This window comes from Henriciella mobilis (assembly GCF_003576315.1).
GTDB lineage: Bacteria > Pseudomonadota > Alphaproteobacteria > Caulobacterales > Hyphomonadaceae > Henriciella > Henriciella mobilis.
In genome coordinates this window covers 420,090-445,159 of sequence record NZ_QWFZ01000039.1, presented here as the reverse complement: position 1 = coordinate 445,159, position 25,070 = coordinate 420,090, and the positions used below count along the sequence as shown (strand labels likewise).

The following is a 25,070-nucleotide window of genomic DNA, read 5'->3' as shown; positions in this document are numbered from 1 at the left end:
AGTCATCCATTGGGTCTGGAAATCCCGGAAGAGATCCTTCCGGTGCGTAGAGCTTAAAGTCAGCGATCTAGCCGACCAAACACAATGGCCGTGCATCGCGTATGGGGCTTGCAAGTGGCTGGAAGTTCGTCGTAGGAATGTACGATAATGGCTCGAAAACGAAATCAGCCCGGTGCGCCAAACATCCGAGAGCGCATCCTGAGAGAGGTGATCGGCCTCATCGCAAGACACGGAGCAGACCGGGTCACCCATCGCCTTCTGGCATCGGCAATGAAGATGTCGCCGGGCACGCTGACCTATCATTTCAAGGGCCGTGAGTCGCTGATCGAGGGCGCATTCGATCTCTACATGTCCGACTATTCGCGAGGTCTGGACGAGGCCCTGGCCGCCCGCCCTTTGACGTCGTTCGAGGAGATCGCACGCTTCCTGGCAACGATGACGAGCCTTGGACCTGAACAGGCTGAGCTTGCCACCTTCGAGTGCGAGATGATCGCCAATGCGCAGCGTGATCCGAAGCTGAAGGATGCCGTCATGGCCTGGTCAGCGCAGCTGCCGCGCGCCATCGGATCGGCGCTCGAAGCGCTTGGTCACCCCGATGCCCACCGGACGGCCAACCTTCTAACCGCGATCTGCCGTGGGGCTGAACTCGATGTTCTCACCCGGGGAATTCGCATCGATGAGACGGCTTTCCGCGAACGCCTGATCAGCGTGTTGCGGGCCGGGATCTAGTCTTTCCGTTCGAATACCGTCTCGCCGGCGATGATGGTCCGCATGACACGCCCGACCATGCGCCGGCCGTCAAAGGGCGAATTGAGCGATCGTGAGCGAAGCTGTTCGCGCACGCACAGCCACGGTTTTTCCGGATCGAACAGGACCAGGTCGGCGGGAGCCCCTTCGACCAGCTGGCCCTGCGGGAGCCCGATGATGCTGGCGGGGCTGGCCGTTACCGGCATCAGAGCGTCGAGCATGGACAACCGCTCGTCCTGCACCAGCGCCAGGAGTGCCGAGAGGACCGTCTCCAGTCCGGCCGCCCCGAAGCTGGCTTCGGCGAAGGGCAGGCGCTTTTCCTCCGGCGGCTGGGGGTCGTGGGCGGACACAACCGCATCGATTTCCCCGGCGGCCAGCGCTTCGATCAGGGCCTGGCGGTCGTCCTCGGAGCGGAAAGGCGGGTTCACCTTGCAATAGGTGAGATAGTCGCCGACATCGAGGTCATTGAAGAACAGATGGTGGGCCGCAACGCTGACCCACGCCTTCAAGCCGCGCGCCCGGGCCTCCTTGACGATGTCGATGCTACGCGCGGTCGAAACCTGGTCTATGAGCAGCGCGCATTTCGTTGCCTCGGCGAGCAGCAGGTCGCGTGAAAGCCCGAGCCACTCTGCCTCACGCGGCAGGCCCGAAAGGCCCATGCGGGCTGCGAGCGCGCCGGAATTCATCACGCCGCCTTTGGCAAGCGCATGATCGTCGGCCCGGCTTGAGACGAGAGCGCCGCAGCTGGCCGCATAGGCCATGGTCCGGCGCAGAACGGACGTATCGGCAATCGGGCGGTCGCCATTGGTAAACAGGACGGCGCCAGAGTCTGCCATCAACCCGATCTCGGCCATGGCTTCGCCATTGAGGCCCTTGGTCAGGGCGCCGGCAGGATAGATACGGACCTGCGAGGTCTCCTTGCCACGGTTCGTGATGAACTGGACGAGCGCCACATCGTCGATCACCGGATTGGTGTCGGGCATGACGACCATGCTGGTAACCCCGCCAGCAACGGCTGCGCGAGAGGCTGTGGCAAGCGTTTCCTTCTGTTCGGCGCCGGGCTCACCGGTCTTGACCCGCAGGTCGATCAGGCCGGGAGCCAAGCAGAGCCCGCCGGCATCAATGGTCTCGTCAGCGGTGCCTGATACTTTGCCGATGGCGGCGATCTGGCCGTCTTCGATCAGCAGGGAGCCGGTCTCGTCCCAGCCATTGGCGGGACAGAGCAGGCGGGCATTCTTGATATGGGTAATCATGCACGCCTCCCGGAAAGGAGTTTGAGGACGGCCTCGCGCACTGCGACGCCCATCTCGACCTGTTCGGTGATCACCGAGCGCTCGCCGTCGGCAATCGCGCTTTCGATCTCAATCCCGCGATTCATCGGGCCGGGGTGCATGACGGTGGCGTCAGGGGCAGCCAGTTTCAGCCGGTCCGCCGTCAGGCCGAAATTGCGGAAGTATTCGCGCTGGCTCGGCAGGTAGGCGCCATTCATCCGCTCCAGCTGCAGGCGCAGCATCATCACCACGTCGGCATCCTTGATCGCGGCGTCGAAATCGTTGAGCGCGCGGGCCGCGCCCCAGCTGTCTGCGCCGGATGGCATCAGCGTGGCCGGGCCACAGAGCGTGACCTCGGCGCCGAGCAGGTGCAGCGCCATGGTCGTCGAGCGGGCGACCCTTGAATGCAGTATGTCGCCGCAGATCGTGACCTTAAGCCCCTCGATCCGGCCCTTGGCGCGACGGATGGTCAGCGTGTCGAGCAGGCCTTGCGTCGGATGCTGGTGGGTGCCGTCACCGGCGTTGATCACGGCACAATCGACTTTTCGGGACAGGAGCTTCACCCCGCCGGACGCCGAATGGCGGATCACGATGGCATCGGGTGCCATCGCATTCAGCGTCATGGCCGTGTCGATCAGCGTTTCGCCTTTCTTCACCGATGATTGGGCTACCGGCATTGCGATCACGTCGGCGCCGAGGCGCTTGGCGGCGATCTCGAAGCTGGACATGGTCCGCGTCGAATTCTCGAAGAACAGGTTGATCACCGTCATGTTCTTCAGGTGCGGTTCGGGCCGTTTGCCCGCACGGGTTGCCTCGGCAAACTCTTCAGCGAGATCGAGGATGTGGTCTATGTCGAGACGGGAAAGGTCTTCAATGCTCAGCAGGTGAGTGTGATTGAATTCGTAGCTGTAGCCCGGAATGGCCATGCCTTACCTTTCGATTTTCGGCGGTTTATTCGCGATTCCGGTATGGGGCAAGAGGCTAGAACAATCCTGCGCGCAGGCAGCCGAACCAGATGATGGGCATGGTGATCATCGAGAGCACCGTCTGCATGGCAATCAGATTGGCCGCGAGCGGTGCGTCACCGCCGAGCTGGCGGGCCAGGATATAGGATGAGGTCGCGGTCGGAACCGATGCACTGATCACAGCTATGGCCAGCGCCAGGCCGGAGAGACCGAACACTAGCGCAAAGCCTATTGCCAGGATGGGCAGGCCGAAGAGCCGGACAAGCGACCAGGCTAGCGTCTTGAAACCGGCCCGCCCGAGGGCGGCCATATCGACGCCAGCGCCGGCCGCCAGCAGGCCAAGCGCGATGGCGCCGCGGCCGAGCAGGTCTATCGACAGGTCAAGTTGCTCGGGTATTTCCACGCTGAATGCCGCGAGCAGCCCGCCAATGGCGCAGGCGATCAAAAGCGGATTGCGAACCAGCTCCATCACGGGGTTTCGTTTCGCAACAGACTTGCGCTCCGCATGCGCGGTCAGGGCTGCAACGCTGAGGACATTGGCGGTCGGTATCATTGCTGCCGCCGAGATGGAAACCAGCGCAAGGCCCTCATCACCGAACAGGGCACTGCCGATGGACAGGGCGACAAATGTATTCCAGCGAACATTGGACTGGATGATCGAACCGACTTCCGGCCGTTCGATACCCGGCCAGAGACGCGCGAGCAGGCCGAAGGCGCCAAGGGCGAATTGTGCGGCGATGAGCACGAGGGCGAGCTTCCACGGCGCGCTGTCAAAGGGCGCATTCGCAAGCGCCCTGATGATAAGGGCAGGTAGCAGCACGACATAGGCGAGCCGCTCAATCCCGCGCCAGCCTTCATCGGCGATGACGTTTCGCCATCCGAGGAACCGGCCAAGCGCGACCAGCAGGATCACGGGTATGAGAGCGGAAAGAAACGCACTCATGACGCGTTGGCGAGCCGGTCGATGGCCGTCTGCAGGATGATGGCCGCGGCCGACGCGTCGATGAGTTCGGCACGCCGCGCGCGCGACAGGTCTCCGGCGATCATGGCGCGTTCCGCTTCGGCGCTGGAGAGACGTTCATCCTGGAAGGCGACCGGGATGTCGCGGCGGGCAATGATGTTGCGGGCCAGCGCTCGGGCGGACTGCGTCCGGGGACCTTCGCTGCCATCCATGTTCAGCGGCAGTCCGATCACGAGCCCCACAGTCTTGCGTTCGTCCATGATGGCAAACAGCCGATCGAGAGCCGGAGCGAGCTTTCGGCCTTTCTGGATCGTCTCAACAGGCGAGGCGATCAGGCGCCCTGCGTCGCAGGCAGCTATGCCGAGCGTCTTCGACCCCGGATCAATGCCGATCAGCGGCCCGGCTGCGGGCAGGTCGAAAAGGTTGGTAACTGGCATGGTTGTGGCGCGGCGGTGGGCTACTCTCTTGAATTCGGCCTGACTAGCGCGTATCCGGGCGGCTTGTCGATTGGAGAAAGCCGATGAGCGTTACCAAGGACGATGTCCGCAAGGTCGCCCGCCTCACGCGCATTGCCGTTCCGGAGGAGCGTATCGAACCGCTCGCCAACGAACTGTCAGCCATTCTCGGCTGGATCGAACAGCTGAACGAGGTCGACGTCGACGGCATCGAACCCATGACATCCGTCGTGGATGCCACGCTTCCGATGCGCGACGACGTCGTTACCGACGGGAATATCCAGGACCAGGTCCTCGCCAACGCGCCGAAGAGCGAGGATGGTTTCTTCGTGGTCCCGAAGTCCGTCGAATAGGATCAGGAACCGTCAGACGCGGCGTCTTCCGAGTCTTCCTCGGCTTCTGCGGCGTCTTCGTTCCATTCATAGATCGCCTTGATCGGACAGCGGACGGGGCCGATATCGGTCTTGTCCGGTCCAAAGACACTGTCATAGGCGAAGATCGCATCACCCTTGCTCAGGCAGCTTGATCCGCCAAAAGTGTCGAGGCTGAGCGCTTGGGCATTCCGCAGATTGTAGCAGTTGCCGAAGGTCTGGATCAGGTATTCGTCGTTCACCCCTTTTTCGACGATGACAGTATCGCGCGACGGGGCGCGGAAATTGTCGATGCTGCTGCTGAAGCAGATGCGGTCGACCTGCTCGCCAAGGCGGGCGTCTGTCATCCAGTCTGCGTCGGCGGCCTGCTCGTCAGGCGCTGATGTGCAGGCGGCGACCATTGCAGTAACTGCGCCGCAGGCAAGGGCTGTGCGAATGAGATGTTTCATGGGGCTCCTCCTGGTGTTGGCGGTTCGGTTGCGAGCCGCTTCGCTGCTTTAGCACGTTCAACGATTTGGGAATGATGGAGTTTCAATCGGATGTCTTCAGTCATCGGGACTTGAACTTTTGCGTGCTGACTGCATACGAAGGCTCAAGTTTACTTCCGGACATCTGAACGCAACATGACCGAACTGACCAAGCTGACCCTCGCCTCCGCGCTTGACGGGCTGAAAACCAAGGCTTTTTCCGCGACCGAGATCACGCAGGCCTTCGTCGACTCCATTGAAGCCTCGAACGACACGCTGAATGCCTATGTCGTGAAGACGCCGGAGAAGGCGCTGGAGATGGCGGCCGCATCGGACAAGCGGATCGCAGCAGGCGAGGCCGGTCTGCTGGAAGGGGCGCCGATCGGCGTGAAGGATCTCTACTGCACCAAGGGCGTACGCACGACGGCCTGTTCCAACATTCTCGGTGAATTCACCCCGACCTATGAGTCGACCGTCACCCAGCAGCTCTGGGATGCGGGCGCTGTGATGCTCGGCAAGCTCAACATGGATGAGTTCGCCATGGGCTCGTCGAACGAGACCTCGCGTTTTGGTCCGCCGGCCAATCCGTGGCGCCGCAACGGTTCCAACCAGAACCTGACCCCGGGGGGCTCGTCCGGTGGTTCGGCGGCAGCGGTTTCGGCTGACCTCTGTCTGGCTGCGACAGCTTCCGACACCGGCGGTTCGATTCGTCAGCCCGCCAGCTTTACCGGCACGGTCGGCATCAAGCCGACCTATGGGCGCGCAAGCCGCTACGGCATGGTCGCCTTCGCCTCCTCGCTGGACCAGGCCGGGCCGATTGCGAAGACGGTCGAAGATAGCGCCATCCTGCTTGAAGCGATGTGCGGGCATGACGCAAAGGACTCGACCTCGCTGCCAGAGCCCGTTCCGGAATGGCGCAATGCCGTGCACCGGGGTGTGCAAGGCATGAAGATCGGCATCCCGAAAGAGTATCGCGTCGACAACATGCCCGAGGATATCGAGGCGCTCTGGAGCCAGGGCATCGACTGGCTGAAGGAGCAGGGGGCCGAGATTGTCGATGTGTCCCTGCCGCATACCAAGTACGCCCTGCCAGCCTATTATATCGTGGCGCCCGCAGAAGCGTCTTCGAACCTCGCGCGCTATGATGGCATGCGCTACGGCACGCGCGTCTCCGGCGACAATCTGATCAGCACCTATGAGGGTACGCGCTCTGAAGGTTTCGGGGCCGAGGTCCAGCGGCGCCTGATGATCGGCACCTATGTGCTCTCGTCTGGTTATTACGACGCCTACTATCTTCGCGCTCAGAAAGTCCGGAAGAAGATTCTCAACGATTTTGTCGAGGCATTCGGAAGCTGCGATGCGCTGCTGACACCGACCTGTCCGTCAGCCGCCTTTGCCTATGGTGAAAAAGCTGATCCGGTGCAGATGTACCTCAATGACATTTTCACCGTGACCGCGAACCTCGCCGGCCTTCCCGGTATCTCGGTTCCGGCCGCACTCGACAAGCAGGGTCTGCCGCTCGGCCTCCAGGTGATCGGCAAGGCGCTCGACGAGACGACCTGCTTCCGGGTCGCCGGCGCGCTGGAAGAGGCCGCCGGCTTCGTGGCAAAGCCGGAGAAGTGGTGGTAGGCTGACGGCCCATGTCCAGAAGAGCCAGAACAGCCCTTTACGCTGGCGGCGCCTTTGCCGTCATGATCCTCATGATCTTTCTCATGGCCTGGCAGCAGGGGATCAACCCGCTGCATCCGCGCACGCGCATGTATTGGCTCGCGGCTGTCCTGGCCGCGCTCTACATCTCGATCCGGGGCGCCGTCTTCATCGAGCGCATCCAGTATCGCCGTGAACGCAAGCAGGCGGACGATGCCCCGCCGAGCCGCCTGAGCAACAACATCAATGACCGCATGGCGGCCCGAAAGGCCCGCGTTGAAGCCGCCCGAAAAAAGGCAGAGCAGCGGGGCGAGCGCTGAACGCTGCACCGGCCGCCATCTGGCCTATGGCGTGCCCGGAAGAGCTATGCTTAAACCCGCAACGAATGAACTGAATGCTGGATGATTCCGAATGACTGAGCGCCCGACCTATACGCTGAAAGGCGAAACCGGAGACTGGGAACTGGTGATGGGGCTCGAAGTCCATGCCCAGGTCGCCTCCGAAGCCAAGCTGTTCTCCGGCGCCTCCACGAAGTTTGGGGCCGATCCGAACTGCAATGTCTCCCTCGTGGACGCGGCGATGCCCGGCATGCTGCCAGTCATCAACCGCAAATGCGTCGAGCAGGCGGTACGCACCGGTCTCGGCCTGAAGGCCAAGATCAACAAATGGTCACGCTTTGATCGCAAGAATTATTTCTATCCGGACCTGCCGCAGGGCTACCAGATCTCGCAGTTCGACCATCCGATTGTGGGCGAAGGCGAAATCGAGGTCGATGTCGAGCCGGCCCATGGCGATCCGGCCTACAGCTTTCCTGTGCGCATCGAGCGCCTGCACCTGGAGCAGGATGCCGGCAAGTCGATCCACGACATGGACCCGACGGCGACCTATGTGGACCTCAACCGGTCCGGCGTCGCGCTAATGGAGATCGTCTCCAAGCCGGATGTCAGAACACCTCTGGAAGCAGCTGCTTACGTCAAGAAGTTGAAGTCGATTGTCGTGGCGCTGGGCACTTGCGATGGCGATATGGAGAAGGGCAACCTGCGCGCCGATGTGAACGTGTCCGTCTGCAAGCCGGGCGCCTATGAGAAGTTCCGCGAGACGGGCGACTTCTCCCATCTGGGCACGCGCTGCGAAATCAAGAACATGAACTCCTTCCGCTTCATCCAGGCGGCGATCGAGTATGAAGCGCGCCGGCAGATCGAGATTCTCGAATCCGGCGGCAAGGTCGACCAAGAAACGCGCCTCTTCGATCCGAACAAGGGCGAGACGCGGTCGATGCGGTCCAAGGAAGACGCGCACGACTATCGCTACTTCCCGGATCCGGACCTTCTGCCGCTGGAGATCGACGATCTCTTCATCGACAATATTCGCGAGAGCCTGCCGGAACTGCCGGACGAGAAGCGCCAGCGCTTCCAGGACGAGTATGGCTTGTCGCGTTACGATGCTGGTGTGCTGACAGCCGACAGTGAGCGGGCGGAGTTCTTCGAGGCCGTTGCGCATGGCCGCGATGCCAAGCTTGCTGCCAACTGGGTCAGTCAGGAACTGTTCGGCTATCTGAACCGTGAAGACCTGGAACTCGCCGACAGCCCGGTTTCGTCCGTGCAGCTTGGCGAGCTGATCGACCTCATCTCCAATGACACGATTTCGGGCAAGATCGCCAAGGATGTCTTCGCGCGTATGATCGACGGCGAGGGCGACCCTGTGGCCATTGTGGAGAAGCACGGCCTGAAACAGGTCACCGATACCGGTGCGATCGAGGCGATTGTCGACGAGATCATCGCGGCCAATCCCGAGCAGGCTGAATCGGTCAAGGAAAAGCCGAAGGCGATGGGCTGGTTTGTCGGCCAGGTGATGAAGGCATCGGGTGGCAAGGCAAACCCGCAGGCCGTCAACCAGATCCTGCGACAGAAGCTCGGCCTGTAAGGGCGGGCCTACCCCGCCTTTTGCCGTTCGTCCGAAAATCGCTCGATCTTGATGTCGAGCCGCTCGATGTCCGCCCTGATGATCTGGCAAATGCCAGTGCACACGGTTTCGTCGTCGCACAGCGGGATAATTTGCTGCAGGACATAAACTTTTGCTCCGACGTCGGCAGGCTGGACCGACTGCAGCCGCGTGAGCTCACGGCCGAGCCGAATCACCGTTTGGGCGACATCCGACGCGCGGTCTTCAAGCAAGCGGCTGAGGATCTGATCATCCAGAGTGCTGCGGATATGGACCGCCTGTTGCTTGAGCTGCGCGTGTTCGTCTTCCAGGTCCAGCCAGCGGCGTAACGCGTCCAGCACGCGGGAATTCTCTGACTTTTCAAGCATGGCCTCAACCTCAGGTCGAGACCGCGGCGCGCCGCTTCTTGCGGCTTTGTCCCGAAGGGACCTACCATTCTGGTGTTGCATGTGCCGCTCCTCTTGGAGTGAAGCAGCGGTAGTCCAATTGTTACGACGCGTCTGTCACGCGGATGCGCTTCAAACTGCTAAAACCGCTGCAATCCAATCAGCGTCAACGCAGGAGCTACGCGGGTGTTCCACCAATCACAGGTAGGCCGATATCCTGTCTGCGAGCCCCTGAAGCGTTTCCTGGTCTGCGGGCGCGCCGCCGCCATGGCGGCCAAGCGGCTCACCCTCCCTTCGCGGGATGATGTGGAAATGGAGGTGGTAGACGGTCTGTCCGGCAGGCGCGCCATTGAACTGCGTCACCACAATCCCGTCAGGTTTGAGGGCCTTCTCGACGGCCTTCGTGACTTTCTGCACGCGTTTCATATAGGGGCCGAGCTTGTCCTTCGGCATTTCCAGCAGGTTGCGCGCCTCGACATCCTTCGGAATGACCAATGTGTGGCCTTCGGCCTGGGGAAAGATGTCCATGAAGGCGAGCGCAACGTCATCTTCGAAGACTTTCACGCAGGGCACTTCGCCGCGAAGCATCTTGGCGAAGATATTGTCGGGATCGTAGTCAGCATGCAGGGTCATGAAGGCTCCTTCGCTTACTCCTTCTTAAACGGCGTGCGGTCACGAAGAAAAGTGCTTTCCCGCTCTACAGCTGCGCGTTCACGCTCAAGATAGTCGTCGATAGCGAGCGCGAGGCCTTCATGCGCAATCCAGTGCGCCGAATAGGTGGTAACCGGCACATAGCCGCGCGCCAGCTTGTGACCGCCCTGCGCGCCTGCCTCGACCGTGCCAAGGCCGTGCGCAATCGCGAAATCGATGGCCTGGTAATAGCAGGTCTCGAAATGCAGCATCGGGCGCGGGTCGATCGTGCCCCAGTAGCGGCCAAGCAACCGGTCGCCGCCGATCACGTTGAGAGCGCCGGCAATCGGCGTGTCGTTGTCTTCTGCAAATACCAGAAGCAGCTTGTCGGCCATCCGCTCGCCGAGCAGGGAAAACGTTTCGCGATTGAGGTAGGGCGAGCCCCATTTTCGCGATCCGGTATCCATGTAAAACTCGAAGAAGGCGTCCCAGTCGGCTTCGGTGATGTCGTCGCCTGTAATATGCCGGAAAACCAGTCCCTCCTGCGCCTTGCGCCGTTCCTTTCGCAAATTCTTGCGCTTGGCTGACGACAGTTCGCCGAGGAAATCGTCGAATGTCTCATAGCCGTGATTGATCCAGTGGAATTGCTGGTCCGTGCGGATCATGAGGCCCGCATTTTCCATCGAGAAAGCTTCTGCTTCGCTGATGAAGTTCACATGCAATGAGGACAGGTCATTCGATTCTGCAATCTGCACGGCGCCCGCGAGCAGCGCATTGGCGATCCTTGTCTCGTCCGGGCCGGGCCTGACCAGCCGCCGGCGGCCTGTCACCGGCGTGAAGGGGACCGCGGAAAGCAGTTTCGGGTAATACCGCCCGCCCGCCCGTTCATACGCGTCGGCCCAGCTATGATCGAAGACGAATTCGCCCTGCGAATGGCCTTTCAGATAAAGCGGCATGGCGCCGATCAGCCCGCGGCCGGGCGCTTCCAGAAGGATGTGATGAGGTGCCCAACCGCGTTCGGGAACGGCGCAGCCGGTGGCCTCCAGGGCTTCAAGGAATTCCCAGCTGAGAAACGGGTCGTCCGGCAGGCCCGCCGGGTTGGCTACCGCATTCCAGTCTTCTGCGGATACGCTGGACAGGCCGTGGATCAGTCGGATCTGGAAGCTGGTTTCATCCATGCAGCTAAAGCTAGTGCGAGATCATGGCCGCGCAAAGGCCGGATCAAAGCCTTCGAAAATCGGAGCGACCCGCAGGTGGCTGATTGTCCGTTTCATCTCGAGGCTGGAGATCGTCCATATGGCCAGCGGCAGGTCGAGCCGGGCCGCAAGGGCGGAGGCATGTCCGGCATCAAGGATGTTGCAGGCGAGGTAATCGGGCCGGTTCGCCATGGCCTTGGCGACTGCGGCCTCGAGTGTTGTTCCCGGCGCGAGGACACTTGGCATGATCAGCGCGCCTTTCATGATTTCCACCGGCACGGCACGGACGGCTGTCCGGCTGAAGCTCATCATGGCGGCGGGCCCGTGATGTTGCTGGACAAGGCTCGCAACGGTCCTGGTAAAGGCTTCGGCGTCGGTGTCACCGTCGATTTTCAGCTCTATGAGAAGGGGGGCCTTGCCAGGCCAGGCCTCAAGGACCTCTTCGAGTGTCGGCAGCGTGCCGCCGCCATTCAGCGTGATCGCTGTAAGAGCCTCGGCCGGGTGCGCCGCGACTGACCCGGCGGCGCCTGTCATCCGGTCGAGGAGCGGGTCGTGAAAGACGACTGGCGTGCCACACGCGGCCGGGCGGACATCCAGTTCGCAGCCGAGCCCCGCTTCAGCCGCTGCCAGGATCGCTTCGAGGCTGTTTTCGGGAAGCGTTTCGGCAGACCAGAGCCCCCGATGAGCGTAAGCAAAATCGAGGATCTGGAACCGTTCTGCCATCCGTCTCTGTCAGACCTCGATCTCGAAGATACCGTCGATTTCGACGGCGACCCCAAGGGGCAGGGTCGGGCAGGCGACGGCTGAACGGGCGTGGCGGCCCTTCTCACCAAACACTTCGACCATCAGGTCGGAGCAGCCATTGATGACTTGGGGAATATCCGTGAAGAGCGGGTGGGAATTCACGAAGCCGCCCAGCTTCACCACGCGCTTGACCCGCGACAGCTCGCCAAGCGCGGCCTTGCACTGGGCGATCAGGTTGATGCCGCACTGGCGCGCGGCGTTCTGGCCAGCCGGCAGGTCCATCGTTTCGCCGAGCCGGCCGGATATCCGGCCTTCGGCCGTGGCGCTGACCTGGCCGGATACGAAAAGCTGGTTTCCGCTGATCACGAAAGGGACGTAGTTCGCGACGGCTTTCATCGGTTCGGGTAGCGTGATGCCAAGTTCCGAGAGGCGTGTTTCCGGCGTGCTCATGCGGGTCTGGGCCTTCCTGATCCGTTTGTATTCAATGAGAGTCTCTTAGACGCAGCTGGCGTCCGGCTGCAAGGCAGCGATCAGTTCCGTGAGCGCTTTTCGGCATCGGCGCGCACACCGCGGCCGGTCTGGACCGCGCCCAGCCCGAACTTCTCGCGGGCCCTGTCGGCTGCCCGCTCTGCGGCGGCGCGCTTGGCGACAGATGGGTCAACGAGATCGGACTGGTCGACGCCGGCCGGGCAAAGGTCGGAGATGCCAACGCCGATCAGCCTGTAGGGGGTGCCGCCCCGCGTTTCCTTGTGCAGCAACGGGCGCGTTGTCCGAAAGAGCGTTTGCGCCAGTTGCGTCGGCTCATGCAGGGTGACGCTCCTGGTCAGGGTCCGGAAATCCTTTCGCTTCAGCTTCAGCGTCACGACATAACCTGCCAGGCCATGTTTCTTGGCGCGATTGGCTGTCTCCTCGCAAACGGCCCAGAGCCGGTCCTCAAGTGTGGCGTGATCGGCGATGTCCTCGCTGAACGTGCGCTCGGCGGAGACGGACTTGCGCTCATGATCTGGCGAAACGGTGCGGTGATCGATGCCATGCGCCCGCTCCCACAGATGCTGGCCGCTTTCGCCATAGCGGAGCAGCAGCGACTTCCGGTCTGCCCTTCGGACATCGTTGATGATGCGGTATCCGTCCGCTGCCAAGCGCCGTGCGAAGGCCGGGCCGACGCCGTGAATCGCAGTGACCGGCATCGGACCGAGAACGGCTTCAACCTCGTCAGGCGGCAGGATGGCAAAGCCCCGTGGCTTGTCCAGTTCGCTCGCCATCTTGGCGAGGAAGCGGTTGGACGAAAGGCCAATGGAAATGGTGATCCTGATTTCGGTTTCGATCTCACGGGCGAGATTTGCGAGCAGGGCGGCTGGCAGGCGGGCGTGCAGTCGGCTCGTGCCTGAGAGATCGACATAGCCTTCATCGATGGAAACCATCTGCACACGCGGCGTCAGGGCCTCAAGTTTTGATCTGATCTGGCGTGACACCTCGGAGTATTTCCTGAAATCAGGCCGAATCACCACAGCATTCGGGCAAGCTTTCAGCGCCTTGAACATGGGCATGGCCGAGCGAACACCATCCAGGCGTGCAATGTAGCAACAGGTTGCGACGACGCCGCGGGTCCCGCCGCCCACGATGACTGGTTTGTTGCGCAGTTCGGGATTGTCGCGCTTCTCGATCGCAGCGTAGAATGCGTCACAATCGATGTGAGCGATGCCAAGGTCCGGGAGCTGAGCATGGGAGATGAGGCGATCGCCCCCGCAGTCCGGGCATCTGGAATGCTGCCCGGCGCTTGTATGCGAGCAATCTCGGCAGAGCGTATGCATGGATGTTCTTCCCATGTTCTTGTTCCGGGGGCAAGTTCACAGGCGGGGTTCAAACAAAGATTAAGACTCTTGGTGATAGTCTTCGCGAGGCTGAGGGTTTGAGGGTGCAAACGAGACATCGGTAATGGCAGCAGGCGAAAAGAAAACCGTGCTTGTCGTCGAGGACAATGAGCTGAACATGCGACTGTTCTGCGATCTCCTCGATGCTTTCGGATTCCAGACGCTGCAATGCCGTGACGGCGCCAAGGCCGTCGAGCTGGCGCGCCAGCACAAGCCCGACCTCATCATCATGGACATCCAGCTGCCGGAGGTCTCCGGCCTGGATATCACGCGGTGGATCAAGGATGACGAATCGATTCGCGCCATCCCTGTCCTGGCGGTGACGGCGTTTGCCATGCGCGCGGACGAACAGCGTGTTCGCGAGGCAGGCTGTGAGGGCTATCTTTCGAAACCGATTCAGATGAAGTCTTTCCTGTCGACCGTTCAGGAACTCGTGGACGACAGGAAGGCAGCATGAGCGCAAGACTTCTGGTCGTCGATGATATCCTTGCCAACAGGCGCCTCATGCAGGCGAAGCTGGAGGCCAAGTACTATTCGGTGCTGCTGGCGGAAAACGGTGTCGAGGCGCTCAAGATCGCTGCTGAAGACCAGCCGGACATCATCCTGCTCGACGTCATGATGCCGGGCATGGATGGTTATGAGGTCTGCCGGCGTCTGAAAGCCGATCCGCAGACAGCCCACATCCCTGTGGTGATGCTGACCGCCCTCAATGAAACAGCCGATCGCGTTCGCGGGCTCGAGGCCGGCGCAGACGATTTCCTGACGAAGCCGGTCGATGATTTCTCGCTCATGGCGCGCATCGGTGCGCTCAATCGCTATAACGCCGTTGCCATGGAGCTTCGCAAGCGCGAAGCCAATGGCATGCGGGCAGGGGCGCTTGCAGAGGAAGAAATGCAGGGCCTCGAGCGCGGCGCCAACATCCTGCTGATCGATTCCTCGTCATCCTCCATGCAGTCGATCCGAGATCCGCTTCAGGATGCCGGACACCGCGTGCTGACGCTGGATGAGGCTGACAAGGCAGCCGACGGGCGCAACAGCAATCTCGATATCGTCCTGCTCGGCCTCAGCCATCAGGCCTTTGATCCATTGAGGCTGTGCGCGCATTTCCGCACGACCGATGCCACGCGGGCGCTTTCCATTATCGTGATGGCGACCAGTGCAGACCGGGAGCTGGCGGCCCAGGCACTGGAACTCGGTGCGAGCGACATCATCCAGACGCCTGTCGTTGCCGAGGAATTGCTGGCGCGTGTTGCGACCCAGACGAAACGACGGCGATATGTCGATATCCTGCGTCGCCGTGTCGACCGCGGGCTGGAACTGTCTGTCGTCGATCAGCTGACGGGGCTCTACAATCGCCGCTACATGACTAACCAGCTTGCACTCTGGATGAAGCGCGCCTCGCTCGGCAGCCAGCCGCTGTCAGTCATTTCGGTTGATATCGACCACTTCAAGCAGGTGAACGACAAATATGGTCACGATGCGGGCGACAGGGTCCTTGTCCAGTTCGCAGACCGCATCAGGACCAATGTGCGCCCGAAGGATATTGTCTGCCGTCCCGGCGGCGAGGAGTTCCTGGTGATCATGCCCGAGACGACCGGCGACCTTGCTGGCCGCGCGGCGGAACGGATCCGCAAGTCGGTTGCCGCAGAGCCTTTCGAGCTGGACGATCTTGGTCAGCAGAAGCTGGGCGTGACCGTGAGCGCTGGCGTTGCCGCCTATGCAGGCGAGGACGACACGGTGGCCGACATGCTCAGACGGGCCGATCTGGCCCTGTACGAAGCCAAGACGGCAGGCCGCAATCGCGTAACGAATATCGCCGCCTGAACAGGCGTTGCAGACATCAGGCCCGCTAGCCGCTGACCTTTTTCTTGTGCGCGGTTGTCACCACAAAGACGGCACACGGTGCCTCCCGGATCATGTCAGCGCTTTCGGAACCCTCGAGAAGGCGTTTTAGCCAGCCTTTCTGGTGTGACCCGATGACGATCAGATCGGCGTCGTTCTTCTTGGCGTAGCTCGCTGCGTCGCGCGATGGATTGCCTTCGAGAACCGCAAGTTTGGTAGCGCCGCCATGAGCTGCAGCGAGGTCATCCAGCATTTTCGTGCGCCGTTCAGCATCGGCGCGGTGAGCCTCTGCATCGGCTTCAAGAGCGCCGCTCGCATAGGGTGACTCGAAGGTGGTGATGAAAGGGTTGGAGTCGATGGCATGCAGTTCACCATCACTCGCCGTAATTCCCTTGGCGGTTTCGAAAACCAGATCTGCGAGGTCGTCATCGACATCCACGACCGCGACGACCTTTTTGAATTCAAGTGCCATGTGCCACCTCCTGTGGCTAAGACAATAACATACACAGCGGCAGAAGGCTCCATACGTGTCTTTACGGAGATCAAAAAAAACCGGGCACTAAGCCCGGTTCTTGATATTCTCTATGAAGTGAAGCGGTCTCGCTTACTTGATCTTGGCTTCCTTGAACTCGACATGCTTTTTCGCAATCGGGTCGTATTTGCGCATCACCATTTTCTCGGTGATGTTGCGCGGGTTTTTCTTCGTCACATAGAAGAAGCCCGTCCCGGCGGTCGAGTTCAGGCGAATCTTGATGGTTGTCGGCTTGGCCATGACAGGTGCTCGTTTCGGGTGTTTCTGAAATTCGAAGGGCGCTTAATGGAGGGGCAGGCCCTCAAAGTCAAGCGGCTGTGCGCACAGGCCCGGCAATTCAGATCCTGTCGCGGGAATGGCCGCTTGGCGTCCACCGCAGGAATGGCGGACGCACCGCTTCCGGATCCCTCTGCTTCAGCCGCTCGCCGATCTCGCCGATCATGAAACGCGTCACATTGGGCAGGTCCAGCGCCATCGCATCTGCCAGTGTCACCCATTGCAGGTCATGCAGTTCAGCGCCGTCGACAGGTGGGCGTTCATCAATCAGGACGTCCTCGGCTTCAGCCATGAAGAAGCGGGCATCGAAGCGCTTGGGTCGATAGGGCGGTGTGATGGCGCGGCCGATGAAGGTGAAGCCCTTCAGACACGGTGCAGCCCCCTGAGCGGCATACTTCTCCCAGTCGGCCGCCGGCGAACCTGGAAAGTCGGAAGGCCGGCCGACGATCAGCCCGGTTTCCTCGAAAGTCTCCCGGATGGCCGTCAGCCCGAAGGCGCGCGGCTTACGGCGGGTCTTGTGCGCGAGCTTGCTTTCCACAGACCGCCGAAGTTCCGACACGCTAGGCACACGGCCGTCGGCAGTGTCCACGCGCCCGCCTGGAAAGACATACTTGTCTGGCATGAAATCGTGGCCGCCGGACCGCTTGCCCATCAGCAGGCGCGGTTGGGCCTGGTCACGGCGGACCAGTATCAGCGTGGCAGCATCACGCGGCCTTGGCGTGGGACGGTCCGTCTGGATGACGTCGCCATCGCCTTCCTTGTCATAAGCGCTGCCCAGTTTGACGGTCATCAGCGCTTTCCTCCCTTTTTACGCCCCTTGTGGCGGGGCTTCCGGGAGACTTTGCCACGCCCGCGTCCAGGCGGACCAGACCTGCCGCCACGCGAGGCGGGAATTTTCTGGCCCGGCTTTTTGGGTTTGGGCGGCGAGAGGACCTCAAGCAAGAGGCCACCCTGAAGTGGCGTAACTTCCTCAAGGCGCACTTTCACGGTCTGACCCAGTTCGAATCTTTTGCCCGATCCGCGTGCGATGAGCGCCATGCTGGGTTCGTCATAGACCCAGTAATCGTCTGAAAGGCGCGAGATCGGAGAAAAACCATCGGCGCCTGTGCCACCCATGCGGATAAACAGGCCGGCGGGCGTTACGCCTGTGATCCGGCCCTCGAACTCGGCGCCGACCTTGTCCTGCAGGTAGAGCGCCAGATAACGGTCGGTCGCCTCGCGCTCGGCAGCCATGGAGCGGCGTTCGGTGTCAACGAGGTGGCTGGCAATATCGTGCAGCGAGGCGGCCATTTCCTGCGTAAGCCCGTCATCGCCCAGTTTGAGTGAACTGATCAGGGCCCGGTGGACGATGAGGTCGCTGTAGCGTCGGATTGGTGACGTGAAGTGTGCATAGCGTGCCAGGTTCAGGCCGAAATGGCCGACATTGTCCGGATCGTATATCGCCTGGGCCTGTGAGCGCAGGACGATTTCGGACACGGCTTCGGAATTGTCGGTGTTGCGCGTATCGGCGAGCAGCCGATTGAAACGATGGGTCTGCGGCCGCTCGCCCAAGGACCAGTTGATATCCAGCGTCTGCAGGAAATCAGCCAAAGCGGCGATCTTTGCATCTGTCGGCTGGTCGTGAACCCGGTAGAGCAGGGGCGCACCCAGCTTTTCCAGCGTCTCGGCGGCCGCCACGTTCGCCTGGATCATGAACTCCTCGATCAGACGGTGCGCGTCGAAACGCTCCTTTTCGGTGATGCCGGTCACTTTGCCGTCCTCGCCGATCTCGACGCGCTTCTCCGGCATGTCGAGTTCCAGAGGGCCACGCTTGGCGCGCGCCTTGCCGAGCGCCTCAAAGGCCCCCCAGAGCGGCTTCAGCACCGGTTCGAGCCATTTTTCACCTGGCCCGCCTGTCTTTCCGTCGATCGCAGCCTGCGCTTCCTCATAAGCCAGCTTGGCCTTTGAGCGCATGGTGCCGCGGATAAACCGATGAGAGCGCTTGGTGCCGGACTGATCGAAGATCATTTCGACGGCCATGCAGGGCCGGTCTTCATTCTCGACAAGCGAACAGGCATCTGCCGACAGTTCGAACGGCAGCATCGGGACGACGCGGTCGGGGAAGTAGGTGGAGTTGCCACGCTTCTGCGCCTCGCGGTCGAGGGCAGTGCCCGGGCGGACATAGGCCGCGACATCGGCAATGGCCACGATGACCTTCCAGCCATCATCCAGTTTTTCGGCATAGACGGCGTCGTCATGGTCGCGCGCATCGGCCGGGTCGATGGTAATGAGGTCGAGACCGGTCAGGTCCTCGCGCGGGCTGTCGAGTGGCTTGATCGACTTCGCCTCGTTCAGCACATCCTTGGGAAACTCGACCGGGATATCGTGAGCGTGGATCGCCAGCAGCGAGGCGGCGCGCGGATCGTCAATGCGGCCAAGGACGTCGGTCACGACACCGAAGGCCGGCCCGTTCGGCTTGCCGGGCTTGGGGATGGCACGCACGAGATCGCCATCCTCTGCGCCCTTGCGATCGCTTTCCGCGATGAGCAGCGTGCGCTTGTCCTTGCGGCTCGCCGGAACGATCCGGCCGCCGCGCGGCGTGCGCTCGAACCGCCCGGTCATGGGCGAATCTTCATCGCGTTTTTCGAATAGTTTCAGGAGCTTGGCGTGGTATTCGCCATTCGATTCATTGACCCGCGCGAGGCCCTTGTCGCCAACCCCAGGCGCCGGCCCGCGGGACTTGCCGCTATAACCGGCATAGCGGATTGGCGGACCGAATGTGCCGTCACGCCCGACGGCGCGGGCAATCAGCTCACCGTCACTATCGATCTCCTCAAAGGAGATGACACCGGTGGGAGGCGGCTGGTCAGCCTTGGCCCAGGCGCGCTTGCCGGTGCGTTCCAGCGTTCCGTCCGCCTCAAGCTCCTTGAGGATGGCCCGCAAATGCTGGCGCTCGCGACCTTTGACTTTAAGGCCGCGCGCAATCTCCTGCTTGGTCGTCAGCGAGGGATTTTTGTTGATGAAGTCGAGAACAGTCTCGCGATCAGGAAAACTCATACTCGCGATATAAGGGATTCTGGGCTGATATGCTCGGATTCATTCAGGCCTGCTTCGATCGGGTCAGATCATTGTCCCAACCAGAATCCCCATGGCGAAGATTGCCGCGATCGAGGAAATGATCAGGATCCAGCGCACGCCAAATCCGGTTTCGCCCTGACGGGCTTCATTGGTATCAAGTTGTGGTTCTGTCATGTCGTGTCCTTGTGTCGTCATTTGAAAAAGCCTTGTTTTAATTCAACAAAGCTATTCAACGTCTCCCCAGTGAACTGGTTCACTATAGCATGAAAACAAGGACAGTGCTGGGATCAGTCTTCCAGGCCGAGCCGCATCTCGGTGAGGTAGTTCTCAAAGCCTGCTTTCTCGTAGGCGCGGATGGCGGGCTCATTGTCGGGGTATACGGTGAGGCGGACTTCCGTGAGCCCGCGCTGGCGCGACCAGTCGAGCAGGGCATCCAGCAGGATCCGGTTGATGCCCTGGCCGCGATGGCTTTCCCGGACGAACATGAAGCCCAGAAAGGCGTGCCAGTCCGGTGAGGTGTAATGGCGCGAACGCTTGACCTTGGCATAGCCGGAGGCGACGAGCTCGCCGCCCACTTCGACGACCATGACTTCGGCATCCTCGGCCTCGATCATCTCGCCAATATCGTAATAGCTGATCGGGTCTGGCTTCAGGAGATGGTCATAGGGACGCTCGGCCTTGATGATCCCCTGCTCGAAGTCGAGCAGGGTCGGCAGGTCGTCCAGTGAAGCGGGTCTGACTTTTATCGTCATCGTTCCCGTTTTCCCGGGTCAGCTCAGTCTTTCGCCTTGGCGGCCGACTTTTTCTTCGCCGGTGCCTTCTTTTTCGCGGCCGGCTTTTTCTTTGCCGGTTTCTTCTTGGCCTTGGCGTTAATGAGTTCGATAGCCTGTTCCAGCGTCACCGTTTCCGGAGTCGTCTCCTTCGGCAGGGTCGCATTGGTCTTGCCGTGTTTGACGTATGGACCGTAGCGGCCCTCATAGACATGGATCGGCTCGTCATCGCCCGGGTGCTTGCCAAGCTCCTTCAGCGGTTTCACAGCCGCACGGCCACCGCCGCGGCTCGCTTTCTTGTCGGCGATTAGCGTTGTGGCGCGGTTGAGGCCGATATCGAAAAGCTCCTCGATATTCGGAACGTTTGCAAAGGTGCGCTGGTGCTGCACATAAGGGCCATAGCGGCCAAGATTGGCGATGATCGGTTCGCCATCCTCAGGATGTTTGCCGACTTCGCGAGGAAGCGATAGCAGTTTCAGCGCGCGTTCGAGGTTGATTGATTGCGGTTCCCAGCCCTTTGGCAGGCTGGTGCGCCGCGGTTTCTCGTCTTCGCCTTGCGAGGTTTCCACAAACGGTCCGAAACGGCCGGTCTTGAGCAGTACCGGTTCACCCGTATCCGGATGGAGGCCAAGTTCCTCGCCTTCCGGATTGATCGCGCCGTCCTTTTCATTGTCGGCCGAGAAGGGGCGTGTGAACTTGCAGTCCGGGTAGCGCGAGCAGCCGACAAAAGCGCCATGGCGCCCGAGTTTAAGCGACAGTTCGCCCTCATTGCAGAGCGGGCAGAGGCGCGGGTTTTCCTTGACGTTTCCGTTCTCGTCGACCTTCGGAAAGACGTACGGGCCGAGCGCTTCATTCAGCGCATCCAGCACGTCGGAAACCCGCAGCTCCTTTGTATCGGCAATGGCCGCCTGGAACTGCACCCAGAAATCCCGCAGGAACGCTTTCCAGTCGAGCTTTCCGTCGGAGATCACATCGAGCTTCTCTTCCAGCTCCGCCGTGAAGTCATATTCGACATAGCGGGCGAAGAAGTTTTCCAGGAAGGCCGTAACCAGCCGGCCCTTGTCCTCCGGGATCAGCTTCTTCTGGTCGAGACGGACATATTCACGGTCTTCCAGCGTCGACAGCGTCGACGCATAGGTCGATGGTCGGCCGATACCGAGCTCCTCGAGGCGCTTGACCAGCGAGGCCTCGGTATAACGTGGCGGTGGCTGGGTGAAGTGCTGCTCGGACTTGGCGTCCTTGAGGTCGGCATGCTCGCCTTCCTTCATCTTGGGCAGGCGGCCTTCGGAATCCTCGTCATCGTCGCCATCATCCCGGCCTTCGGTGTAGAGCTTGATGAAACCGTCGAAGACGATGACCTGACCGGTTGCGCGCAGCTGGGCGCGCTTGTCCTTCGACAGGAAGTCGAGCGTGGTGCGCTCGAACTCGGCCGGTTCCATCTGCGAGGCAACGGCGCGGCGCCAGACGAGCGTGTAGAGCTTTTTCAGGTCGCCATCGCCGCGATAGGCTTCCGGGCGCAGGCTGAAATCGGTCGGGCGGATCGCTTCGTGCGCTTCCTGGGCGTTCTTGGCCTTTGATGAGTAGCGCCGCGGCTTTTCAGGCAGGTAGCGCGCGCCATAATCACCTTCGATCTGCTTGCGCGCGGCGTGATAGGCCTCCTCGGCCATGTTGACGCCGTCGGTCCGCATATAGGTGATGCGGCCTTCCTCATAGAGCTTCTGCGCGGCCTGCATCGTTCGCTTGGCGGTGAAGCCGAGCTTGCGGGAGGCTTCCTGCTGCAAGGTCGAGGTGATGAAGGGGGGTGGCGGATTGCGCCTGACCGGCTTGGATTCGACGGAGCTGACGGAGTAACCGCCGACTTTTACCGCTTCAAGCGCGGCGGTCGCGGCCTTTTCATCCGGCAGGTCGAATTTCTTGAGGGTCTTGCCATCGAGCGCATGGAGCCGGGCCTTGAAGTCGGTGCCATCCGTGGCGCGCAGGTCGGCCTCAATCGACCAGTATTCCTGCGCAACGAAGGTCTCGATTTCCAGCTCGCGCTGGCAGATCAGGCGCAGGGCAACAGACTGGACGCGGCCGGCAGAGCGTGAGCCCGGCAGCTTGCGCCAGAGCACCGGCGACAGGTTGAAGCCGACCAGATAGTCCAGCGCCCGGCGGGCCAGGTAGGCATCGACAAGCTCCTGGTCGATCTCGCGCGGATGGTCCATCGCATTGGTGACGGCATTCTTGGTGATCGCGTTGAACACGACACGCTCGACCGGAATGCCCTTTAGCGCCCGGCGCTTCTCCAGCGCTTCCAGCAGGTGCCAGGAAATCGCCTCGCCCTCGCGGTCGGGGTCGGTCGCAAGGATCAGCTTGTCGGCAGACTTGGTCGCCTCGGCAATCTCGCGGATACGGCTCGCCGACTTCGAATCGGCCTGCCAGACCATTTCGAAGTCATTGTCGGGATCGACCGATCCGTCCTTCGAGGGCAGATCGCGGACGTGGCCATACGAGGCCAGCACCTTGTAGTCTTTTCCGAGATACTTGTTGATCGTCTTGGCCTTGGCAGGCGATTCAACAACAACAACTTTCATATGGGGCATCCTCCGGACAGCGGCGGAACTTGGGATTCGTCGGCGTGGCTGTCAACCCGGCCTGAGCGTCAGCCATCCTCGCGATAGGCCAGAACGGTCAGGCTGGCGAACAGGGCGAACAGGGCAGGCGACCAGGCGGCGATGATCGGCGGCAGGGCGCCGGATGCGCCAAGGCTGGACGAAAACTGCATGATGAAAAAGACGCCGATGGCCGAGACGGAGCCGGTCGCGACCAGCCGGCTGGTGCCGCCCAGGCGCGACAGACGCAGGCAAACGATCGCGCCGATAAGACCCATGGCGGTGTAGAAGACCGGTATGGCCGTCAGCCCGTAAAGGCGAACGGCGAAACGGGAAGAATCGAGGCCGGCCTGACGCGTCTGTTCAACAAAATGAGGCAGCGTCCAGAAGCCGATCGTATTTGGCGATGTGAACCGGTTGAGCAGCGTGTCGGGATCGAGGTCCGTCGGGATGGCGAGGCTTGGCATGGTCCGAGGAGGCTGGCCGGGTTCGTTTTCGATGAGATTATCGATCTGCCAGAAGCCGCCAACGATACGCGCGCGCTCGGCATCGATCCGGCGGACGAACTCGAAGCGTTGCGTCGGCTGGCCGTTGACGTAGACGCGGCCTTCCTCGAGCATCTTCACGCCTTCGAAGACCTGGCCCGTTTCATCGACGCTGTCTGCATGAATGACGATCTGGGAGTTTCCGTCGCCCTGACGCAGCCAGACGTCATTCTTGCTGGAGTCGATGCGCACGCCGCCGCTTACGAGCAGTTGGTTGCGCAGCGATTCAAACTGGTCTGACAGGCGCGCGCCGAGCGGGTTCAGCACCATCATCGAAAACAGGCCGAGACTGACGCACATCACCACAAGCGGTGTCAGGAATTGCCAGGCCGACACACCGGACGCTCGGATCACGGAGAGTTCCGAGCGCACATTGAGGCGGCTGTAAGCCATCATCGCGGCAACGAGGATGCCGAAGGGCAGGGTCTGTTCGATCAGGCCGGGCAGCTTCATCAGCGAAAGCTGCACAGCGATGAGAGGAGGCAGTTCGATATCGCCGCCAACCGTCCGCAACTGTTCGACGACGTCCACCAGCAGGATCGTCACGACGAATACCGTCATGACGAGCAGGAGGCCCATGATGCACTGCATCAGGATGTAGCGCTGGATGCGGTTCAGGAACATCAGCGATACGCCCCCTGCACGCGGGTGATCTTCGGCAGGCGCCACTTGAAGAAGATCAGCGAGATGAAGGCGATGGTCCCGATCGGTACCAGCCACTGCCCAATATTGGCCAGCACAGCGTCGGCGCTGGCCGATTGCACGGTCAGTTGCACCATGATGAGGAACAGCGCGCCAGCGGTGGCCAATGCGATCCGCCGGGAATAGCCCCGCCGGCTGAAATCACCGCCCAGCACCGCCATGATGGCGATCAGGGCCATGGCGATACTGACCAGGGGCGTTGTCAGGCGTGTGTGGGCTTCAGCCAGGAATTTCTGCTCATCCTGCAATTCCTGGTAATTCGTCCGGTCGATGGAGAAGAGTTCGTGCAGGTAGCGGTCCGAGGCCTTCAGGACGACGGCATCGGAATCATTGATGAAAGGCGAGAGGTCGAAGGTCGACTGGTCGAAATCGAGGATGGAGAGTGCGCCATTCGAGTCGGTCTGGTGAATTTGCCCTTCCCACATGACGATGCTGGGCACGCCGTCGACTTCCACAAAGCGGCCTCGCTGGGCGAGGTAGTCACGCGACTCGGCGCGGTTGTCAGAGATCAGCACACCGATCAGGTCCCCGCCGCGCGACTCGCGGGCGAAGACAGTGAGGTTTTCGCCAGCCGATGTGAACTGGCCGGGGCGAACCAGCGATGAGGCAAGGTCCGCACGCGCTGCGCTGACCGTTTCACGCAGCGTCCGCTGCGCCGTGGGCTGAACCCAGAGGTTCACCGCCAGGTGCGCCAGCCCAGCCAGCACGGCAAGCCGGATAATGGGCGAGGAAATCTGCCACCGGGTCATCCCCGCAGCGCCTGCGACCACGATCTCATTGTCGCGGTGCAGCTTGTTGAGTGACCAGACCGTTGCGACGAATATGGCAAGTGGCGTCAGCAGTGCGATGACTTGCGGAGCGCCCAGTGCAACGACATAGAAGAAGATAAGCGCCGACTGGCGATTCTCGACGATCAGGTCCGTCTGCGAAAGGCCTTGTGCCAGGATGGCAAGCAGGGTCAGCCCGCCGACAATGACCACGACAGAGCGGAAAACCTGTTTGAAGAGATAGCTCTGTATGCGTTTCATCACTGCTTCGGCTGAAGTTTTTGCCTGGCGCCACTGCCTAGCGAGTTGATTGGCGCGCGTCGATGCTTAGTTTCG

At 61.4% G+C, this 25,070-nt stretch carries 27 protein-coding genes; 7 read left to right on the top strand and 20 right to left on the bottom strand.

What is annotated here, in order from left to right; genetic code table 11:
• Nucleotides 1-147 precede the first annotated feature (147 nt).
• The gene (locus D1227_RS19395; RefSeq protein WP_119405844.1) at nt 148-729 is read left to right on the top strand and encodes a TetR/AcrR family transcriptional regulator; all 582 of its coding nucleotides are present in this window, start codon (nt 148-150) and stop codon (nt 727-729) included.
• On the opposite strand, the gene D1227_RS19390 is transcribed toward D1227_RS19395, so the two are convergent.
• From D1227_RS19390 to ruvX, 4 genes are read right to left on the bottom strand one after another with little or no spacing between them, the layout of a single operon-like run.
• A complete protein-coding gene (locus tag D1227_RS19390) occupies nt 726-2,000 on the bottom strand; it encodes a dihydroorotase (protein ID WP_119405843.1) in 1,275 nt (424 codons plus the stop codon). The genes D1227_RS19395 and D1227_RS19390 overlap by 4 nt on opposite strands.
• A complete protein-coding gene (locus D1227_RS19385) occupies nt 1,997-2,944 on the bottom strand; it encodes an aspartate carbamoyltransferase catalytic subunit (RefSeq protein ID WP_119405842.1) in 948 nt (315 codons plus the stop codon). The genes D1227_RS19390 and D1227_RS19385 overlap by 4 nt, the downstream gene beginning before the upstream one ends.
• Nucleotides 2,945-2,999: 55 nt before the next feature.
• Nucleotides 3,000-3,926, bottom strand: coding sequence for an AEC family transporter (locus tag D1227_RS19380; RefSeq protein WP_119405841.1), 927 nt, complete (start codon nt 3,924-3,926; stop codon nt 3,000-3,002).
• Nucleotides 3,923-4,381, bottom strand: coding sequence for a Holliday junction resolvase RuvX (gene ruvX / locus D1227_RS19375; RefSeq protein WP_119405840.1), 459 nt, complete (start codon nt 4,379-4,381; stop codon nt 3,923-3,925). The genes D1227_RS19380 and ruvX overlap by 4 nt, the downstream gene beginning before the upstream one ends.
• A gap of 83 nt (nt 4,382-4,464) precedes the next feature.
• Here ruvX and gatC point away from each other — a divergent pair, with 83 nt between their 5' ends.
• Nucleotides 4,465-4,752 (top strand): Asp-tRNA(Asn)/Glu-tRNA(Gln) amidotransferase subunit GatC, encoded by a 288-nt coding sequence (gatC, locus tag D1227_RS19370; RefSeq protein WP_119376428.1) that lies wholly within the window; start codon nt 4,465-4,467, stop codon nt 4,750-4,752.
• A 2-nt stretch (nt 4,753-4,754) separates the two neighbouring features.
• On the opposite strand, the gene D1227_RS19365 is transcribed toward gatC, so the two are convergent.
• Nucleotides 4,755-5,219, bottom strand: coding sequence for a DUF6491 family protein (locus tag D1227_RS19365; protein ID WP_119405839.1), 465 nt, complete (start codon nt 5,217-5,219; stop codon nt 4,755-4,757).
• Nucleotides 5,220-5,393: 174 nt separating this feature from the next.
• Between D1227_RS19365 and gatA the strand changes: the two genes are divergently transcribed.
• The 3 genes from gatA to gatB all read left to right on the top strand — a co-directional run bounded on the left by gatA (nt 5,394) and on the right by gatB (nt 8,807).
• The gene (gene gatA, locus D1227_RS19360) at nt 5,394-6,866 is read left to right on the top strand and encodes an Asp-tRNA(Asn)/Glu-tRNA(Gln) amidotransferase subunit GatA (RefSeq protein ID WP_119405838.1); all 1,473 of its coding nucleotides are present in this window, start codon (nt 5,394-5,396) and stop codon (nt 6,864-6,866) included.
• 11 nt (nt 6,867-6,877) lie between these two features.
• Complete coding sequence (locus D1227_RS19355) at nt 6,878-7,204, top strand: hypothetical protein (protein WP_119376431.1); 327 nt, start codon at nt 6,878-6,880, stop codon at nt 7,202-7,204.
• Nucleotides 7,205-7,295: 91 nt separating this feature from the next.
• Entirely contained in the window at nt 7,296-8,807 is a 1,512-nt protein-coding gene (gene gatB / locus D1227_RS19350) for an Asp-tRNA(Asn)/Glu-tRNA(Gln) amidotransferase subunit GatB (RefSeq protein ID WP_119405837.1), read from the top strand.
• Between the two features lie 8 nt (nt 8,808-8,815).
• Here gatB and D1227_RS19345 read toward each other — a convergent pair whose 3' ends face one another.
• The 6 genes from D1227_RS19345 to D1227_RS19320 form a co-directional block, all read right to left on the bottom strand.
• Nucleotides 8,816-9,193: a hypothetical protein gene (locus D1227_RS19345; protein WP_119405836.1), complete on the bottom strand. Its 378-nt coding sequence runs from the start codon at nt 9,191-9,193 to the stop codon at nt 8,816-8,818.
• A 216-nt stretch (nt 9,194-9,409) separates the two neighbouring features.
• A complete protein-coding gene (locus D1227_RS19340) occupies nt 9,410-9,844 on the bottom strand; it encodes an HIT family protein (protein WP_119376434.1) in 435 nt (144 codons plus the stop codon).
• Nucleotides 9,845-9,858: 14 nt separating this feature from the next.
• Complete coding sequence (locus tag D1227_RS19335) at nt 9,859-11,019, bottom strand: GNAT family N-acetyltransferase (RefSeq protein ID WP_119405835.1); 1,161 nt, start codon at nt 11,017-11,019, stop codon at nt 9,859-9,861.
• A 21-nt stretch (nt 11,020-11,040) separates the two neighbouring features.
• Complete coding sequence (locus tag D1227_RS19330) at nt 11,041-11,760, bottom strand: glycerophosphodiester phosphodiesterase family protein (protein WP_119405834.1); 720 nt, start codon at nt 11,758-11,760, stop codon at nt 11,041-11,043.
• Between the two features lie 9 nt (nt 11,761-11,769).
• Nucleotides 11,770-12,231, bottom strand: coding sequence for a RidA family protein (locus D1227_RS19325; protein WP_119376437.1), 462 nt, complete (start codon nt 12,229-12,231; stop codon nt 11,770-11,772).
• Between the two features lie 80 nt (nt 12,232-12,311).
• Nucleotides 12,312-13,592 carry a DNA polymerase IV gene (locus tag D1227_RS19320; RefSeq protein ID WP_119405833.1) on the bottom strand — a complete coding sequence of 427 codons (1,281 nt, stop codon included), beginning with the start codon at nt 13,590-13,592 and terminating at the stop codon, nt 12,312-12,314.
• Nucleotides 13,593-13,716: 124 nt separating this feature from the next.
• On the opposite strand from D1227_RS19320, the gene D1227_RS19315 reads away from it, so the two are divergent.
• Nucleotides 13,717-14,109 (top strand): response regulator, encoded by a 393-nt coding sequence (locus D1227_RS19315; protein WP_119376439.1) that lies wholly within the window; start codon nt 13,717-13,719, stop codon nt 14,107-14,109.
• Nucleotides 14,106-15,476: a PleD family two-component system response regulator gene (locus tag D1227_RS19310; protein ID WP_119376440.1), complete on the top strand. Its 1,371-nt coding sequence runs from the start codon at nt 14,106-14,108 to the stop codon at nt 15,474-15,476. Before D1227_RS19315 ends, D1227_RS19310 begins: the two co-directional genes overlap by 4 nt.
• Before the next feature lie 25 nt (nt 15,477-15,501).
• Here the strand turns inward: D1227_RS19310 and D1227_RS19305 are convergent, their stop codons facing one another.
• The 9 genes from D1227_RS19305 to D1227_RS19270 form a co-directional block, all read right to left on the bottom strand.
• On the bottom strand, nt 15,502-15,966 hold the full coding sequence (locus tag D1227_RS19305; protein WP_119376441.1) for a universal stress protein: 465 nt from the start codon (nt 15,964-15,966) through the stop codon (nt 15,502-15,504).
• Nucleotides 15,967-16,098: 132 nt separating this feature from the next.
• A complete protein-coding gene (gene rpmG, locus D1227_RS19300) occupies nt 16,099-16,266 on the bottom strand; it encodes a 50S ribosomal protein L33 (protein ID WP_119376442.1) in 168 nt (55 codons plus the stop codon).
• 97 nt (nt 16,267-16,363) lie between these two features.
• Nucleotides 16,364-17,092, bottom strand: coding sequence for an NUDIX hydrolase (locus D1227_RS19295; RefSeq protein ID WP_119376443.1), 729 nt, complete (start codon nt 17,090-17,092; stop codon nt 16,364-16,366).
• Entirely contained in the window at nt 17,092-19,338 is a 2,247-nt protein-coding gene (gene rnr, locus D1227_RS19290) for a ribonuclease R (protein ID WP_119405832.1), read from the bottom strand. Before rnr ends, D1227_RS19295 begins: the two co-directional genes overlap by 1 nt.
• A gap of 63 nt (nt 19,339-19,401) precedes the next feature.
• Nucleotides 19,402-19,533, bottom strand: coding sequence for a hypothetical protein (locus D1227_RS20385; protein WP_267896312.1), 132 nt, complete (start codon nt 19,531-19,533; stop codon nt 19,402-19,404).
• 113 nt (nt 19,534-19,646) lie between these two features.
• Nucleotides 19,647-20,111: a GNAT family N-acetyltransferase gene (locus D1227_RS19285; protein WP_119405831.1), complete on the bottom strand. Its 465-nt coding sequence runs from the start codon at nt 20,109-20,111 to the stop codon at nt 19,647-19,649.
• A gap of 23 nt (nt 20,112-20,134) precedes the next feature.
• Complete coding sequence (topA, locus tag D1227_RS19280) at nt 20,135-22,702, bottom strand: type I DNA topoisomerase (RefSeq protein ID WP_119405830.1); 2,568 nt, start codon at nt 22,700-22,702, stop codon at nt 20,135-20,137.
• Nucleotides 22,703-22,770: 68 nt separating this feature from the next.
• A complete protein-coding gene (locus D1227_RS19275) occupies nt 22,771-23,889 on the bottom strand; it encodes an LptF/LptG family permease (RefSeq protein ID WP_119376447.1) in 1,119 nt (372 codons plus the stop codon).
• Complete coding sequence (locus D1227_RS19270) at nt 23,889-24,995, bottom strand: LptF/LptG family permease (RefSeq protein WP_119376448.1); 1,107 nt, start codon at nt 24,993-24,995, stop codon at nt 23,889-23,891. The genes D1227_RS19275 and D1227_RS19270 overlap by 1 nt, the downstream gene beginning before the upstream one ends.
• Nucleotides 24,996-25,070: the final 75 nt, after the last annotated feature.